14 protein-coding genes and 1 tRNA gene are annotated in these 15,081 nt (G+C 63.4%); 4 read left to right on the top strand and 11 right to left on the bottom strand.

Annotation, left to right across the window (positions count from 1 at the left end; all coding sequences use genetic code 11):
- Positions 1-160: 160 nt before the first annotated feature.
- Positions 161-1,057 carry an EamA family transporter gene (locus AC0V7N_RS10030; protein WP_496627819.1) on the bottom strand — a complete coding sequence of 299 codons (897 nt, stop codon included), beginning with the start codon at positions 1,055-1,057 and terminating at the stop codon, positions 161-163.
- 140 nt (positions 1,058-1,197) lie between these two features.
- Positions 1,198-2,073 (bottom strand): tRNA glutamyl-Q(34) synthetase GluQRS, encoded by an 876-nt coding sequence (gene gluQRS / locus AC0V7N_RS10035; protein WP_475456906.1) that lies wholly within the window; start codon positions 2,071-2,073, stop codon positions 1,198-1,200.
- Positions 2,074-2,148: 75 nt separating this feature from the next.
- On the opposite strand from gluQRS, the gene AC0V7N_RS10040 reads away from it, so the two are divergent.
- Positions 2,149-2,790 carry a DNA-3-methyladenine glycosylase family protein gene (locus AC0V7N_RS10040; protein WP_475456908.1) on the top strand — a complete coding sequence of 214 codons (642 nt, stop codon included), beginning with the start codon at positions 2,149-2,151 and terminating at the stop codon, positions 2,788-2,790.
- A gap of 129 nt (positions 2,791-2,919) precedes the next feature.
- The gene (locus AC0V7N_RS10045; protein ID WP_027041701.1) at positions 2,920-3,477 is read left to right on the top strand and encodes an HNH endonuclease; all 558 of its coding nucleotides are present in this window, start codon (positions 2,920-2,922) and stop codon (positions 3,475-3,477) included.
- Positions 3,478-3,667: 190 nt separating this feature from the next.
- Here the strand turns inward: AC0V7N_RS10045 and AC0V7N_RS10050 are convergent, their stop codons facing one another.
- Both AC0V7N_RS10050 and AC0V7N_RS10055 read right to left on the bottom strand, forming a co-directional pair.
- Positions 3,668-4,186 (bottom strand): disulfide bond formation protein B, encoded by a 519-nt coding sequence (locus AC0V7N_RS10050; protein WP_475456911.1) that lies wholly within the window; start codon positions 4,184-4,186, stop codon positions 3,668-3,670.
- A gap of 76 nt (positions 4,187-4,262) precedes the next feature.
- Positions 4,263-4,847 carry a YqaA family protein gene (locus AC0V7N_RS10055; RefSeq protein ID WP_475456913.1) on the bottom strand — a complete coding sequence of 195 codons (585 nt, stop codon included), beginning with the start codon at positions 4,845-4,847 and terminating at the stop codon, positions 4,263-4,265.
- 274 nt (positions 4,848-5,121) lie between these two features.
- Here AC0V7N_RS10055 and AC0V7N_RS10060 point away from each other — a divergent pair.
- Positions 5,122-5,206, top strand: a tRNA-Leu gene (locus tag AC0V7N_RS10060).
- Positions 5,207-5,479: 273 nt separating this feature from the next.
- On the opposite strand, the gene AC0V7N_RS10065 is transcribed toward AC0V7N_RS10060, so the two are convergent.
- Positions 5,480-6,160 carry a TonB-dependent receptor gene (locus AC0V7N_RS10065; protein WP_475456915.1) on the bottom strand — a complete coding sequence of 227 codons (681 nt, stop codon included), beginning with the start codon at positions 6,158-6,160 and terminating at the stop codon, positions 5,480-5,482.
- A 227-nt stretch (positions 6,161-6,387) separates the two neighbouring features.
- A complete protein-coding gene (locus AC0V7N_RS10070) occupies positions 6,388-7,281 on the bottom strand; it encodes an AraC family transcriptional regulator (protein WP_475456917.1) in 894 nt (297 codons plus the stop codon).
- Between the two features lie 393 nt (positions 7,282-7,674).
- Here AC0V7N_RS10070 and AC0V7N_RS10075 point away from each other — a divergent pair, with 393 nt between their 5' ends.
- The gene (locus AC0V7N_RS10075) at positions 7,675-8,502 is read left to right on the top strand and encodes an oxidoreductase (protein ID WP_475456919.1); all 828 of its coding nucleotides are present in this window, start codon (positions 7,675-7,677) and stop codon (positions 8,500-8,502) included.
- A gap of 104 nt (positions 8,503-8,606) precedes the next feature.
- On the opposite strand, the gene AC0V7N_RS10080 is transcribed toward AC0V7N_RS10075, so the two are convergent.
- The 5 genes from AC0V7N_RS10080 to AC0V7N_RS10100 form a co-directional block, all read right to left on the bottom strand.
- Positions 8,607-9,956 carry a coiled-coil domain-containing protein gene (locus AC0V7N_RS10080; RefSeq protein WP_475456921.1) on the bottom strand — a complete coding sequence of 450 codons (1,350 nt, stop codon included), beginning with the start codon at positions 9,954-9,956 and terminating at the stop codon, positions 8,607-8,609.
- Between the two features lie 326 nt (positions 9,957-10,282).
- On the bottom strand, positions 10,283-11,455 hold the full coding sequence (locus tag AC0V7N_RS10085) for a YVTN family beta-propeller repeat protein (protein WP_475456923.1): 1,173 nt from the start codon (positions 11,453-11,455) through the stop codon (positions 10,283-10,285).
- Entirely contained in the window at positions 11,452-12,339 is an 888-nt protein-coding gene (locus AC0V7N_RS10090; protein ID WP_475456925.1) for a creatininase family protein, read from the bottom strand. The genes AC0V7N_RS10085 and AC0V7N_RS10090 overlap by 4 nt, the downstream gene beginning before the upstream one ends.
- A gap of 4 nt (positions 12,340-12,343) precedes the next feature.
- Positions 12,344-13,624, bottom strand: coding sequence for a GNAT family N-acetyltransferase (locus tag AC0V7N_RS10095; protein ID WP_475456927.1), 1,281 nt, complete (start codon positions 13,622-13,624; stop codon positions 12,344-12,346).
- On the bottom strand, positions 13,624-15,024 hold the full coding sequence (locus AC0V7N_RS10100; protein WP_475456929.1) for an oligosaccharide flippase family protein: 1,401 nt from the start codon (positions 15,022-15,024) through the stop codon (positions 13,624-13,626). Before AC0V7N_RS10100 ends, AC0V7N_RS10095 begins: the two co-directional genes overlap by 1 nt.
- Positions 15,025-15,081 lie beyond the last annotated feature (57 nt).

Raw genomic sequence — 15,081 nt, forward strand, 5'->3', positions numbered from 1 at the left:
GCCGAATTGAAGAACTGGAGAATTGAAGAATTGAAGAAAGATTGGCCATATCTGATGCTGTGTGCTTCTTCCTCAATTCCTCAATTCCTCAATTCCTCAATTCCTCAATTCCTCAATTCCTCAATTCCTCAATTCCTCAATTCCTCAATTCCTCAATTCCTCAATTCCTCAATTCCTCAATTCTTCCCTTGGCCTGCCGCGCCGTTGCCAGGCCGACGCCGAACGTCGTGATGGCCATGCCGACAATCTGCAGCGCATTGAGCTGCTCGTTGAACAGGGCCCAGGCGATGATCGCCGTCACCGCCGGCACCAGGTAGAAAAGCGAGGCGACTTTCGACATTTCGCCGTCGCGGATCATTACCATCAGCAGGAAGATGGCGCCGAGCGACAGCACCAGCACCAGCCAGGCCATGGCGAAGATCAGTTCGCCGTTGATGACGACGGTGTGTGTCTCGAAGGCAAGCGCGGCGAGGATCATCAGCGAGGCGCCGCCGACATATTGCCACATGGTGGCCGCCACGAGGTCGCCGCCGGACGCAAAGCGCTTCTGCCAGATGGTGCCGGCGCTCATGCCGAGCACCGAGACCAGCGAGGCGGTCAGCGTCGCCGCGGTCACGCCGCCGCCGAGCGCGCCGAGCTTTGGCCACAGCACGATGACGATGCCGATCAGGCCGATGCCAAGGCCGAGCCAGTGGCGCGGCAGGATGGCCTCGCCGAGAAACTTGCCGGCAAGCACCGCCGTTATCAGCGGCTGCAGGCCGACGATCAGGGCCGAGAACCCGGCCGGCATGCCCCGGTGGATGGCCCAGAAGACGGCGCCGAGATAGACGCCATGCATCAGGATGCCGGCGCCGGTGGCGTGCAGCGCCTCCTTGCGGGTGGCTCGTTTCGACCCCAGAACCGGCATCAGGACAGCCAGCAGGATGGCGGCGATGACGAAACGGGCGGCGAGGAAGGTGAACGGCTCCGCCCACGGCATGGCGTAGCGCGCGCCGATGAAGCCGGTCGCCCACAGGACGACAAAGGTGGCGGGGATGAACCGCTTGATGCTGTGCATTTTCCGGAGATCGCCGAGTTGGTGAGAACTGACCGTGGCGATGCTCTAGTCCGGTTCAACCCGGCGTGCAAAACGAAACCGTTGATCCATGCATCACCGGAATTCAATTGGTGGCGAAAGCGGCGCGTTTTCCAAAGGCTTTAAAGCCCGACCATTCGCCTGATGTTGTCAGGCGATGCACCAGCGCCGCGCAGCTCGGCAAGGCCGGTATCGCCAAGGCTCTTCGACAGTTTTCGCCCATCCGACCCGAGGATGAGCCGATGGTGGAAATAGGCCGGCTGCGGCAGCCCGAGCAGTTCCTGCAGCAGGCGCTGCACGCCGGTAGCGGAAAACAGGTCCTGTCCGCGTACGACATGGCTGATAGTTTGCAGCGCATCGTCCATGACGACGGCGAGGTGGTAGCTGGTCGGGATGTCGCGGCGCGCCACGATCACGTCGCCCCAATCCTGCGGACGGGCCGCGACCGCGCGCGTCGTGGAAAGCGTCTCATCGGTGAATTCGGCCCATGCGAGATCCCTGCCGACACGTGTCATGGCGGCGTCGACATCCAGCCGCCAGGCGAAGGGCTTGTTATCGGCGATGCGCCGCTTGCGTTCCCTGACCGGCAGCGCTTTGTCGGCCGGGGGGTAGAGCGGCACGCCATCGGGATCGCGCGGCCAGTCGCGTCCGCGCTTCTCGCTGCCGGCGATAAAGGCGCGGATTTCGCCACGGCTCATGAAGGCGGGATAGACCAGTTCCTCGCGGATCAGCCGGTCAAGCACCGCCTCGTACTCGGCGAAATGCTCGGACTGGCGGCGCACCGGCTCTTCCCAGCCAAGGCCCAGCCATTTCAGATCGGCCAGCACGCCGGCCTCGAATTGCGGCGTGCAGCGTGTCGTGTCGATATCCTCGATGCGCAGCAGCAGCCGGCCGCCATTGGCCTTTGCCAGCTTCTGGTTGAGCAGCGCCGAATAGGCATGGCCGAGATGCAGTTCACCGTTGGGGCTGGGCGCGAAGCGGAATGTCAGGAGCGTCATGTCTCAAACGGCAATCGGGTTGTGCTGTGGTTTCGGCGGTTGCTACTTTGCTGCACATTCGCGGACAAGGATACAATGCAACGCATCGCGACACTGGACGACATTGCGCGCGGGCTCGATGCGCTTTGCATCATCGACCCGCGCCTGGAAAAGGTGCGCGGCATGGCCGGCGAGGTGCCGCTGCGGCTCTCGGAGCCGGGCTTCAGGAGCCTGGCCTCGATCATCGTCTCGCAGCAGGTCTCCCGGGCGAGCGCCGACGCGATCTTCGGCCGGCTGACCAGGCTTGTCGACCCGCTGACGCCGCAGGCGATCCTGGCCGCCGGCGAGGACATGTTTCGCGAGGCCGGGCTGTCGCGGCCCAAGCAGCGCGGGCTGATCGCCGTTGCCCAGGCGGTGGCCGATGGCCTCGACCTCAATCACCTTTGTTCGCTTGAGGCCGAGGAGGCGATCACGGCGATGACGGCGGTGCCCGGCATCGGGCCGTGGACGGCGGAAGTGTACCTTCTGTTTGCCGCCGGGCACCCCGACATCTTCCCCGCGCGTGACGTTGCGCTGCAGAGCGCGGTCGGCCATGCGCTCGGCATCGACCCGCGTCCGCCGGAGAAAACACTGATCCAACTCGCCGAATCATGGAGCCCGTGGCGAGGTGTCGCATCGCGGCTTTTCTGGTCCTACTATCGCGAAACCAGGGGCAGGGACGCAGCACCCCCGGCCTGAATTCGCAAAAAAGCATAAAAATCATGCTTTTTTGGCACTTCGCGCGAGCGACAATCCGCTTCACATCCCTGTCATGTCGGGCTTACAGTATCCGCGCCGTTCGGGTCTAGAACCAAGGAGGTAAACAAGGTGACGGTTGCCGTATCTCCGGATGGGCTTCCAGCGCTGGTGCTGAATGCGGATTACCGTCCGCTCAGCTATTACCCCTTGTCGCTCTGGTCCTGGCAGGACGCCATCAAGGCGGTGTTCCTCGACCGGGTGAACATCGTCGCCGAATACGAGCATGCGGTGTCCTCGCCGACCTTCTCGATGAAGCTGCCGAGCGTGGTCAGCCTGAAGGCCTATGTGAAGCCGTCCAGGCACCCGGCCTTCACCCGCTTCAACGTCTTCCTGCGCGACCGCTTCCAGTGCCAGTATTGCGGCACTCCTGACGACCTGACCTTCGACCACGTCATCCCTCGCCATCGTGGTGGTGCGACGACATGGGAGAATGTCGTTGCCGCCTGTTCGCCCTGCAATTTGAGGAAGGGTGGCATGATGCCGGCGCATGCCAAGATGTTTCCGCTGCAGAAGCCTTACCAGCCGACCGTGCATGATCTGCACAACAACGGCCGTCTGTTCCCGCCCAACCATCTGCATGAAAGCTGGATGGATTATCTGTACTGGGATGTCGAACTCGAGCCATAGAGTTCGGCACAAATCCGCCATGCTGGCCGCCTGACGCAGCTTTCTACGCTTCCCCGTTCTACTGCGTCGCAGTAGAACTGAGCTCACGTACTTAAGTACGCTCCGCTCCGGTTCTCGAAAGCCGCGCCATCCGACTCAGCCTGCCGAATTTTTGCTCGAATTCTGCGTCGCGCCGCAAAATCGAATTGGTTCAGTCGCGGGAAAACGCGCCGCGAAAGGCGACGGCGGCCAGGATAAGGCTGGCGATGGCATTCCAGCCGGCCAGCGACAGTCCCAGGATGCGCAGTGCGGCTTTGTCGCAGGAGGGCGGCACGAATTTGTCGAGCGCGTCGAGCACGCCCTTGCCACCGGTGTCGACCGGGCCGGCGCCCGCCGTGCAGTCGGTCGGGCCGGCCCACCACTGCCACTCGACACCGGAGTGGTAGACGCCGAGATAGAGGCCGTAGAGCATCAAGAGGCCGCCAATGCCCAGCAGGCCGCGCGTCAGCCAGGCCGGCGCGTGCAGCATCGATGCAATCACCGCCAGCACCATCAGCGGCGCGCCGATATAGTAGGGGGTGCGCTGTTCCAAGCAGAGGTGGCAGGGGATATAGCCGCCAATGTACTGGAAGCAGAGCGCCGAGCCGACGGTCGCGGCCATGGCGACGGCGAGAAACAGGGCGGTCCGTGTCCGCTGGCGTCCGGTGTCGGCATTCATGGTCGCTGTCATGGGTCTTCGTCCGTTGTGTTCGCCGCCCGCCAGGACCGCTTGCATCTCTCTCAAAGCGTCTTTTGAGGGAGACGCCTCAGAAGGCGTATTTGACGACGATATAGAGCAAAATCAGGGCAGCCGCGCCGGCGCCGACAATCAATCCCAGGCGCTTCTCGATGAACTCCTTGATCGACTCACCATAGCGGCGCAGCAGCCAGGCCAGCAGCAGGAAACGAGCGCCTCGCGCCAGGATGGCCGAGACGATGAAGACCACAAGATTGATGTGAAGCGCCCCGGCCAGGATAGTGACCACCTTGATCGGAGGCAGGTGCGCAACGCCGGACGTGACGAGCAGCACCAGCATCAGCCCGGTGCCGGACGACTGCCATTGCTCGAACGCGGCAAGGCCGCCGAAATGCTCCAGGATCGGCCGGGCTATCGTGTCGTAGGCGTAGTAGCCAATCAGCCAGCCGGCAATGCCGCCCAGCACGGACGCAACAGTGGCGGTCAGCGCGTAGCGATAGGCGCGTTCGGGCCGCGCCAACGCCATGGGCAGGAACAGTACGTCCGCCGGAATGAAGAACACCGAGCTCTCGACGAAAGCGATGAAGGCCAGCCACCATTCGGCGGATTTGCGCGCCGCCAGCGACAGGGTCCAGTCGTACAGTCCGCGAAGCATCGGCTCTCCTAATGCGTGTCGCCCAAAGTGCGCAGATGCCCGGGGGCAAAGGCAGGGATGAAAACAAGGGCCCAAGCTCGCGCGTCGGTCCCTTCAGACACGCCACGCTTCATGCGCCGCCTGTCTAGAAAGATTTTCCGCGCTGCACAATGGCAGCACCGCCACGAAATCAAAAGGCGAAGATTGGTCGCATCCAGGCGATCCCGAGAATTGGCCAGTTGACGAACAGGCCTCCAACCGTATAGTCCGCGCCCATCCAGGCCGCCCGGCCTGAGCCCCTATGGCGGAATTGGTAGACGCGCTCGACTCAAAATCGAGTTCCGCAAGGAGTGCTGGTTCGATCCCGGCTAGGGGCACCACCCTTCGCTCTCTCCGAGCTTCGGGTGGCAAGCCACTCGAAGCTCGTTAGACGAAGGAGTGTCCTCCGAAGCCTTGGCGGAGGAGGACTGCTGCAGGTTCGATTCAGCCCCTGTCAGCGCATTATCCATGTTCAGGGAACTGGTTCCCGCTTGCCTTCCCATGGTCGCGGCAAGGTCGATCAGACCGTGGATGGATTTCACTGCTGGGACGCAGCCGAGAGGATTCAGGACGCAGGCTGGCTACAGTGCCAGCCTGCGCGTTCTCCGATCCGCTCAGAGCGAGTGCTTGTAGCCGATCCCGATGTTCCATTTGTCGCCGGCGAGATCGTTGTAGGGGGCTGAAGTGGTGTCGGTCTTCTTCCAGGAATAACCGACGCTGGCATAGACAGCGTTGGTGGAGTCGATGTTGTAGGTCACGCCGGTGGCCAGCTTCGGCGTTTCCCAGGTGGTGCTGAAGGCATTGCGATAGCGGAAGTTGAAGACGTTCCAGGTCCACTGCTTGGAGACCTTCCAATCGCCCGCGATGTACAGGGCGTAGTAGGGAACATTCGCGTTGGCATCGTCGTCCTTGATGATGCCTGTGTCGTGCCAGGTGTAGCCGAGCCCGAGGCTCGGGGTCAGGGTGAAGGCATCGGTGATCTTGATTTTGTAGCCGAGGCTCGCTTCGGCGTAGTACTGCGACTTTCCACCGGTCTTGAAAGTCGGCTGGATGAAGATGCCGCCGACGAAATTGTTGTCGAAATTGTGCGAAACGCTGAGTTTGAAGTAGGCGTCGGCAAGCGACCGGGCGGTGTTGCTGCCATTGTCGATGGCAAAGAATTCCGGGTCGCCTTCGACTGCAATCGTCCAGCTCGGCGCTGCCGGCGGCGGGGCTTCGACCAGGTCGGCGGCAAAGACCGATGTGGCCATGGACAAGCAGACGCCCAATGGGGCGATGATGGTGCGCAAAAGCATGGTCTTTCCTCGAGATGTGGCGGCGCATGGAGCGGCGCATTGGGATGTGGCGAGGATTTAGCTAGGCGCGCGCTATTACAGTTATGTGACGATGTGCCATTCGTGTGGACCGCTTCGTCCAAACGGCTCTCGGCAAAATATCGGCGATGCAGTTTGGCCACACAAGCGAGGCGGTGAGGGCAGGCTCACACATGCTGGCAAGGCATCCGGCCGCAGCGCTCCCGGCGTTATCCCTTCGAGCCGTCGGATTTCAACAAGGGTTTTCTGTCGTGCGGGAAGGTTATGACATTCGGGTTGACGGGCGAGCCTTGCCGGTTGGCGGCGCCGCTGTCCGATTGTGCCGCCGCCGCAAAGTGATCATCGGCAAAATAGCGCGATGGCGTGGTTCCCATCGTGCGCTTGAACATGGCGATGAAGGCGCTCGTGCTTTCGTAGCCGAGGTCGAGCGCAATGTTGGTGACGCTCTCGCGCGATGCCAGTTTCTGCAAGGCAAGACCGACATGGAGCTGCTGGCGCCATTTCACGAACGGCATGCCGGTCTGCTCGCAGAACAGACGGCTCAGCGTGCGGTTGCTGGCGCCGACACGCGCGCCCCATTCGTCGATCGTCAGCCGCAGCGTGGGATCGTCGAGGCAGAGCTCGACGATCCGGCGCAGACGGCGATCGCTCGGCATCGGCAGGTAAAGCGGTTCCTCGGGCGCGGCGTTCAGCTCGTCGGTCAGCACCGAGACCAGCCGTGCCTCGCGGCTGTCGCCGGTGTCGTAGAGCAGCGGTCCGGCAACGAAGCGCAGGATCAATTCGCGCAGCAGCGGTTGGACAAAGATGATGCCGCATTCGGCCTGCAGCGAGGCGGAAACCTCAGGCTCCAGATACAGGCAGCGGACCGACGCCGTGCCGACGACGCGGGCAGTGTGGATGCAGCCGCCCGGAATCCATATCGCGCAGGAGGGCGGGACGGTCCATATGCCGGAGGCCGCCGTCACCGTGATCACGCCGCCGACCACATAGAGCAGCTGCGACTTGCGGTGCGCGTGGGGATGCAGCTCGTCGACATCGGTAAGCTCAAGCGCCTTACCGACGATGGGGCGCGGGACGGTGTCCAGGGCGTCGTGCTTATCCATCAGGTCAATCCACTTCTCGCGACAGGCCCCTGATCACAACAGGCCCTGGATCGAATGCGCTTTCCCGATCGGCATAAATCGCAGCCAGCATAGCCGGATTTCGCCGGCCGCGCATCCGTGCTGGCCGATCGCCGGCTCCTTTCTGTCTAGAATGTCGGCGCCTGGTGTGCTCGATCGATCCTGCCAGAAAATATGCCGTTCCCGCCATCTGGACGGGCATGCCCGCCGCTGCGCGCGCCGATTCTGGCGATCTCACGACACATTCTGGCCGGTCCGCGGGCGCGGGTGGCGGCGGCAAGGACGACCCTGGCGACATGAGCGAGGCTCGACCGCGGCCCGACGGCCGCGGTGATCGTCTCGCGCTTTCGTGTCTCACATTGATAGGAGAATCCCATGTCGAAGATCTGGTTTGTCACAGGCGCCACACGCGGTCTCGGCCGTGCCTGGGTCGAAGCGGCGCTGAAGCGAGGCGACAGGATCGCCGCGACCGCCCGCAAGGCCGAGGATCTGGCGGATCTCAGCGCCGTCTATGCCGAGACCTTTCTGCCGCTGGTCGTCGATTTGACCGACCGTGAGGCGGTGTCCGGCGCCGTCGCGCGGACGGTCGCGCATTTCGGCCGCATCGACGTGGTGGTCAGCAATGCCGGCTACGCGCTGTTCGGCACGGTCGAGGAAAGCGACGAGGCACAGTCGCGCGCCCAGTTCGACGTCAACTTTTTCGGCACGCTGTGGGTGATCCAGGCGGTGTTGCCGCAGCTGCGCAAGCAGGGCAGCGGACACATACTGGTGACGTCGAGCGTCGCCGGTGTCATCACTTTCCCTACCGCCGGCGTCTACAACGCCACCAAATGGGCGGTCGAGGGCCTGACGGAGACCCTGGCGTCTGAAGTCGATACGTTCGGCATCAAGGTGACGCTGATCGAACCCGGCGGCTATGCCACTGACTGGCGCGGGTCATCGGCCACCCGTGCCGTGCCGATGCCTGAATACGACGATCTGCGTGACCGGATGAAAGCCAGAAGCGTCGGCCAGCAGCTGGGGAATCCCCAGGCGACCGCGCAGGCGATCCTCACCGTCGTGGAAGCGCCGGAGCCGCCGCTGCGCCTGTTCCTCGGCAATGCCGGGCTGACCCTTGCCAGGCAGGCCTACGCCAGCCGGATGGCCACCTGGGAGGCCTGGGCCTCGGTTTCCGCCGACGCGCAGGGCCAGCCGTCGAGTTGACGATTTTCGGAGTGGCCGGTCACGGGCCGGTCTCACCGCCGTCCCACAGGCAATAGGCTCGACGTCATGGCCATCTTGCCTGCCGACATACATCAGCAATGTGATCAAGACGCTTTGCGCGCCACGGCGGGATCGCCGTCGTTGGCCGCGCTAAGCTCGCCGGTTGCCAGCAGGTCCAACCCGTCGAATGCTCGTTCGAGATCGGCATCCACTGGCGGTTCGTTGCGCTGGTTCTGGCGAGCCAGCGTTTCGAGCCTGCGGTGAAGCTCGCGGTTCTCGTCGCGGCAACGGGCGTGGGCGAGCTCTTCGGTCATGCCGCGCAAGCGCAGATCGGCGAGTTGAACCTTGACCGCGGCACAGTCCCTGCGCGCCGCGTCGCGCTCCTCGCGCAACTTCACGATCTCGGCTTGCGAAGCCTGACGCCAATGCTCGGCACCTTCCGCGACGTGGCTCGGCGGTGCGCGCACCACGGCCTGATCGACAAGCAGGGCGGTGGCGCGTCGCTGGAGCGAGCGCAATTCCCTCTCGAGCCCCGCAGCCCGCTCCTGCGCGGCGGCGGCGCAATCGCTGAGAACGCCGCGCTCATGCTCGGCCGTGGACAGCTGTGCGTGCAGGTCTTGCTGCACCGCCATCTGCCGGGACAGTTTGCCGGTCAGCTGCTCATTAAGGAGCTGGTAATCCGCAGCCTTGGCATGAAGCAGCATGGCGGCTTGTTCCAGGCTGGCGCGCCGCGATGCAGCGTCCTCGCGCGCCCGCTCGGCGGCTTGCCTGGCCACGATCTCATCGGCAAGCTGCTCCGAGATCCGCGCCAGGTTCCGTCCCAGACGCTCGACCTCGACATTCGCCTTGAGGAACCTCGCTTCGCGCTGGTTGGCGTGCCTGTCGGCCTCCGCGATGGTCTGCCGGGTCCTGTCGAGTTCGACCTTCAGCTCGGCGATGGTCGTGCTTGCGATCGACAGCTCGCGCGATTTTCTCTCAAGCTCTTTCGACGCGCGATCGTGCAGATGTTCGAGCTTGGCCGCCGCCTCCTGCAATTCCCATGTCTCAGCATCGAGAGCGTCGGCATGGTGCGTTTGCGCATCGAGCCTGACCAGATAGTCCTGCAGGGAGGACCATGCATGCCGCGACAATTCCAGCCCTTCCGCCACGCCTTTCAAATGGACTGCCAGGTCGTCACCGGAGCGCAGAATCGACTGATGGCCGGATAAGGGGGAGGAAACGCGCCTGGTCTGACTGTGGCTCGATCCTGTCTGAATTGAACTGAGGGAAGCAGCCAGCGTGTCTGGCTGGACCAATCTGGTGGGCGTCTCGTCGAAGGAAGGCGAAGCAGAAGGCGTGCCGGCTCGGATGCTTCGGATTAGGTCTTCGAGCGGGTCATCGTCGCGCTTTCGGACAACTGTGCTCTCCTCTGCACTGATATGCCGGGCGCCGTTGGCCTCATGATTCAGCGACATTTTTCTCTCATCGCTACCGAATCATTAAAGTATCGTGGATCAGTAACAAGATTGCGAGTAGATTTTGCGGGCTGTCACTGAAAACTGTTGCCGGAAAATCTCGTTTTTTATGGAACAAACGTCAATATCAGCATCGACTGTTAGGAAATCGAAGTAAGTTCTCGGCCACCTCTATCGATTATCCAGATCCAGCGGCGAAATAAGCCGTTCTGTCTGAACCGCATCCCGCCGGCGTTAGCGCCGTCTCAACAAGCTCTTCATGCGGTTGCGCGGCAGGCGGGCCATGTTGCGCGTGGCCGCCGCATGGCTGCGACCTCGCCAGATGCCTATCGCATGTTGCCGGTGTGGCCCTGCGAGTACCTGCCGGGCTGCGGCCAGACCGTCAGGCCGTGAGGCTCGACGCCGACCCGGATTTTCGTCACGGCGCCCGAGGTCGTGTCGATCATGTAGACCTCGCTGTCGAAGCGGCCGGACAGCCACAATTGCTTGCCGTCGGCGCTGACATTGCCCATGTCGGGGCTGCCGCCGCCCGGTATCGGCCATTGCGCGACGACCGAACGGGTGGCGAAATCGATGACGGTCACGCTGCCCGGCCCCTTCGCACGGCCTTGCTCCATCTTGTGCGAGCCGCGGTTCGACACGTAGAGCTTTGTCCCGTCCCGGCTGACGACAAATCCGTGCGTACCGATGCCGGTGGCGATGAAGCCGATCTCGGAAAAACTGTCTCCGTCGATCAGGAACACGCCGTCGTTCATCATGTCGGCGACATAGAAGACCTTGCCGTCGGGGGAGAGCCTGACGTCCTGCGGCATACCCATTTTCGACAGAGCGAGGTGGCCAAGCACTTTCTGATTTTTCAGGTCGACCTTCAGCACGCCGCCATCGCCATATTCGCAGGTGAAGATGGCGTAGGAACTGTCGACGGAAAAATCGGCGTGGTTGATGCCGGGGCAGGTCGGCGTCGGGAGCGTCGATTTCAGCGCCATGGTCTGCGGATCGCGCAGGTCGAGCCGCTGGTAGGCTTCATCGACGATGATGGCCGAACTTCCGTCCGGCATGAAGTACATGTTGTAGGGGTCATCGACCGGAATTTCGTGGCCCGGCTTGGCGGTCCTGGGGTCGATAGGCGTTACGCTGCCCTTGCTGGAGCCGCTGGCGTTGTTGGCGACCCAGAGCGTCTTCAGATCCCAGGACGGAACGACGTGCTGCGGCTTGCGCCCGACAGGGAACTGGTCGACTTCCTTGAGGGCCACGGGGTCGATCACCGATACGCTGTTGGACGAGCGGTTCGGAACATAGACACGTGGCAGCGCGCCGGCCGTCGCCGGGCTCAAATGATCAGAGCTTGTCTGGTCGTAGATGTTGATCGGAGAGCGCGAAGGCGCCGGCTCGCTGCAATCCTCCGGACATGAGCCGGCCGAAGCCGATGCCGAAGACAGGGCGAGCAACAAGACGAGCAGCGCGGAAAAGCTCGTGAACTGAAGATATGCTTTGATCATTTGGGCTGCTGTTTTTCGAATTCGCGGATCGCGTCGGTCGTCCCGTTGACGATCAAGTCGACGCCGAGCTGGCCAAACGCGGCTGACGATCGTGTCGGATCGCCACCATAGACGCCGTCGCCAGCATCGAGCTTCGGCGCGGACGCAAGGCGATCCTTGCGCACCATGGAAGGATCGATGGCGAGCATCAGCGATGTGTCGGCCAATCCGGCGTGGGTTCCGATCTCCGGCCGTGTCGCGCCGGCCGACAGGAGCTTGTCGACATAGGCGCCCTGGGTGATCTGATAGTATTCGAGCGCCGCAAAGACCCGGACCGGGGTTTTGCGCCATTCGGCGTTGAGGCGATCGGCGACATGGCGCTCGTTAGCCTGATAGCCGCCGTGGTCGCCGATCAGCACGATGGTCTTGAAGCCGTGCAGCTTGAAGCTGCGGGCCGCGGATTCTAGCAACTGCTCGAAAGTCTTGTCGCTGATGGTGATCGTGCCGGGAAACCGCATATGGGCGGTCGGCGGATCGATGGTCCCTTCCGGAACATAGGAGATCACGGGCGCGACCAACGCGTTGCCCAGTTGGCCGGCTATCTTCTCGGCCAAGAACTTGACCCGCACATTGTGCTTGCCCAGCGCCATGGCGGGGCCGCTTTGCTCAGTGCCGCCTATCGGGACAATGATCGTCGTCGTCCCGGCGGCGATCCGGTCGCGCAGTTCGGTCCAGGTCTGGTCCTCGAGGAAAACGGATGCGTTGGCGGCGTTCGCCACTGACGCAAGGCCCGACAGAAACCAAAGGCCGACGACGATGCCCGCGAACCGAGCGATCGTTCCAGCCTTTATGTAAGGGGCAGGGGGCTCGGCAAGGCGCCTGCGGCAGCGGAAGTTGGAGATCATGGGTCTAGCGCCGTCTCAGCAGGCTTTTCATGCGGTTGCGCAGCAGGCGCGCCATGTTGCGGGTCTCGCGGTAGAGGTGCAGCTGCGAGGCGGCCTGGCGCGCGGGGCGGTCGGCGTCCGGCGTCAGCCCGATCACCAGCGTGCCGATCGGCTTGCGCTCGCTCCACAGCCTGCTCATCACCGGATGGTCCGGCACCGCGCAGGAATCGGTCATCATGATGTTGGGGTCGTCGAGATGCTGCCTGGTGACCTCGATCATCAGCAGCGTGCCGGGCGAATAGGCCGATAGCGTCTCGTCATAGGCCGTCTTCCAGGTATAGGCGACGCCGGCCTCGACGAAGACGATCAGGCAGGCGATGGTGCGGCCATCGAGCGTCAGCGAATGGATGCGGCACATGTCCTGTTCGGCGAGCCTGTGCACGGCCTCGCGGGCGAAGGCGGCGCGGAAGCGGTCGATCGCCATGGCGGTGCGCTCGCGGCCCTTCCAGCCGGACGCTTCCAGTGTCAGGAAGCTTTCGATGGCGTGGCGGATCTCTTCGGGGCCGCGCGCCACCACATGTTCCAGACTGCCGAGGTCGGCAAGGCGCCGCTTCAGGCGGCGGAACTCGCGATAATGGTGCGCGCGCAGCGAAGCCTTCAGATAGTCGTCGCCGTCGAGTTCACTCTCCAGCACGGGGCGCGCCGTCTGGCCGGTGGTGACCAGCGTCAGCCCACGCGTCTCGGCCACGGCGCCAAGCACGCTCGCCACCGGGCCGTCGAGCCTCATGTCGGGCAGCACGAGGACTTTCGGCATCTTGAGGTGCGGGCGCGACAGCATCGAGAAGAAATCCTCGACGACGCCGATCGGATCGTCGCGGTCGATCAGCGGCGTGCCGAGCGGACCGAACGGGCTCGACCAGGTGCGCATCACCGGAACGCCGAGCGGCACCACGGGCCGTTCCACCGAGAGCGGCACCAGAAGGCGCAGCCGGTTGCGGTATTCGTCGCCGTCGCGGATCACCGCCAGCCGGACCTCGCGATCCTCCAGCCGGGGCATGGCCGGCGCCAGGAAACGCGGATTGAAGAAGACGTTCGGCTCGATCGTGCGGGCGCAGAGATAATCCAGTTCCTCGACCAGATCGAAGCCGGCCGACGCCGGGTAAATGGCAAGCTTGCGCTCGGGCCGGTTGTTGGCGAGGATTTCGATATGGGCTGGGTCGGCGTCGCGCGCCAGGCCGGCAAGGCCCGACACCATGGCGCCGGCGGTACCGCCGCTGGTTTCCTCGAGCAACGGGATGGCGGCCATCAGGCGGCTCCTTTGGCAGGCACGAAGATTGCCATGACGATGCCGAGCTTGCGCCACACCGTGAAGGACAGTGCACTGGCCTCGAAGATCATGGCAAAGGCGGTGGCCATGGCCGCGCCCCACAGACCGAAATGCGGAATCAGCACCACGTTGAGGCCGATGTTGAAGGCCAGTGTCATGGCATAGACGGCGGCGCAGATGTTCTGATTGCCGCTCATGGTGAGCAGGCTTTCGCAGGGGCCGACGGCGGCGCGCGCCACGACGCCGAAGACGAGCAGGAACAGCAGCGGATAGCCCGACGTGAATTCGGGACCGAACAGCACCAGCATGGGTTCGCCAAGCGCCAGCACCAGCAGCGCCATCAGGAGTGAGGGCCAGAAGGTCCACGACACCGTTTCGCGGGCGAAGGCGGCAAGCTTAGCCGGCTCGCCATGGGTGAACTGCGCATAGCGCTGGGCAACGCCGGCCTTGACGGCAAAATAGACGAAATGCACCAGCGCCAGCGTCTTGACCGTGGCGAAATAGACGGCGACGTCATTGGGGTTCATATAGGCGCCGACCATCAGCACGTCGGCATTGGTGAGCAGGAAGAAGAAGCTTTCGACCAGGAAGATCGGCAGCGAGACGATGAACCATTGCGCGAAATGCACCTTCATCGGTCCGGCCGGGATCTGCCTTTCCATGCGGTGCGTGACGCCGATCAGCTGCGCGAGCGTGGTGACGTAGGTGGCGGCGATCGAGGCGAAGATCGCCGTCCTTGCATCGGCGGCGTAGCCGGCATAGAGCATCAACGCCATGAACAGCAGGATCAGCACAGGCCGTATCAGATAGGTCGGCGACAGGGCGAAAAGCGCCCAGCTGTTCGCCCTGGCCTGGCCCTGCAACAGGTCCGACACCGCGATCATCGGCAGGCAGATGACGCCGAGGATGAAGGGTATCACATAGTAGTTTTCGAGCCAGGGTGCCGCCAGCCAGACGCCGAGCGCGCCGAGCCCGGCGATGATCGTGGAGGCGATCAGCACGAACAGTCGGCTGGCCACGACGATGCCGCGCAGCTCGTCCATCATTCCGCGCTCGCGGTATTCGGGGATGAAGCGGATGACCGAGGTGTGGAAGCCGAGGCAGGCGAGATTGCCGACGATGACCATCGTCACCCAGACGAGGACGAAGATGCCGTATTCGAACGAGCCCATCCAGCGCGCCATCAGCACCTGGCTGATGAAGGCGATGACGGCGCTGACGATGCGGATGGAGAAGGCGATGACCGACATGCGGCCGGCCTCGCCGCGTTCGTCGGCGGTGAACAGCACGGCGTCGATGCGGCCAAGCAACGGCCCCACGCGCAGCGCCAAACGCTGCGGCAAGAACCGCCCGGCAGTCGTGGCCGCGGAAAAGCGCACCCCGATTAGTCTCCGATTTTTCCGCCTCTTTTTCAGGGTTGGGTATATGCGAGACAC

The sequence above is a fragment of the Mesorhizobium kamtschaticum genome, assembly GCF_056174585.1.

What these genes read in the sequence shown, in the direction of transcription:
- AC0V7N_RS10085 (WP_475456923.1), bottom strand. Translation starts at nt 11,455, where the DNA reads ATGATCAAAGCATATCTTCAGTTCACGAGCTTTTCCGCGCTGCTCGTC.
- AC0V7N_RS10080 (WP_475456921.1), bottom strand. Translation starts at nt 9,956, where the DNA reads ATGTCGCTGAATCATGAGGCCAACGGCGCCCGGCATATCAGTGCAGAG.
- AC0V7N_RS10065 (WP_475456915.1), bottom strand. Translation starts at nt 6,160, where the DNA reads ATGCTTTTGCGCACCATCATCGCCCCATTGGGCGTCTGCTTGTCCATG.
- AC0V7N_RS10040 (WP_475456908.1), top strand. Translation starts at nt 2,149, where the DNA reads ATGCAACGCATCGCGACACTGGACGACATTGCGCGCGGGCTCGATGCG.
- AC0V7N_RS10030 (WP_496627819.1), bottom strand. Translation starts at nt 1,057, where the DNA reads ATGCACAGCATCAAGCGGTTCATCCCCGCCACCTTTGTCGTCCTGTGG.
- AC0V7N_RS10095 (WP_475456927.1), bottom strand. Translation starts at nt 13,624, where the DNA reads ATGGCCGCCATCCCGTTGCTCGAGGAAACCAGCGGCGGTACCGCCGGC.
- AC0V7N_RS10070 (WP_475456917.1), bottom strand. Translation starts at nt 7,281, where the DNA reads ATGGATAAGCACGACGCCCTGGACACCGTCCCGCGCCCCATCGTCGGT.
- AC0V7N_RS10090 (WP_475456925.1), bottom strand. Translation starts at nt 12,339, where the DNA reads ATGATCTCCAACTTCCGCTGCCGCAGGCGCCTTGCCGAGCCCCCTGCC.
- gluQRS (WP_475456906.1), bottom strand. Translation starts at nt 2,073, where the DNA reads ATGACGCTCCTGACATTCCGCTTCGCGCCCAGCCCCAACGGTGAACTG.
- AC0V7N_RS10050 (WP_475456911.1), bottom strand. Translation starts at nt 4,186, where the DNA reads ATGACAGCGACCATGAATGCCGACACCGGACGCCAGCGGACACGGACC.
- AC0V7N_RS10055 (WP_475456913.1), bottom strand. Translation starts at nt 4,847, where the DNA reads ATGCTTCGCGGACTGTACGACTGGACCCTGTCGCTGGCGGCGCGCAAA.
- AC0V7N_RS10075 (WP_475456919.1), top strand. Translation starts at nt 7,675, where the DNA reads ATGTCGAAGATCTGGTTTGTCACAGGCGCCACACGCGGTCTCGGCCGT.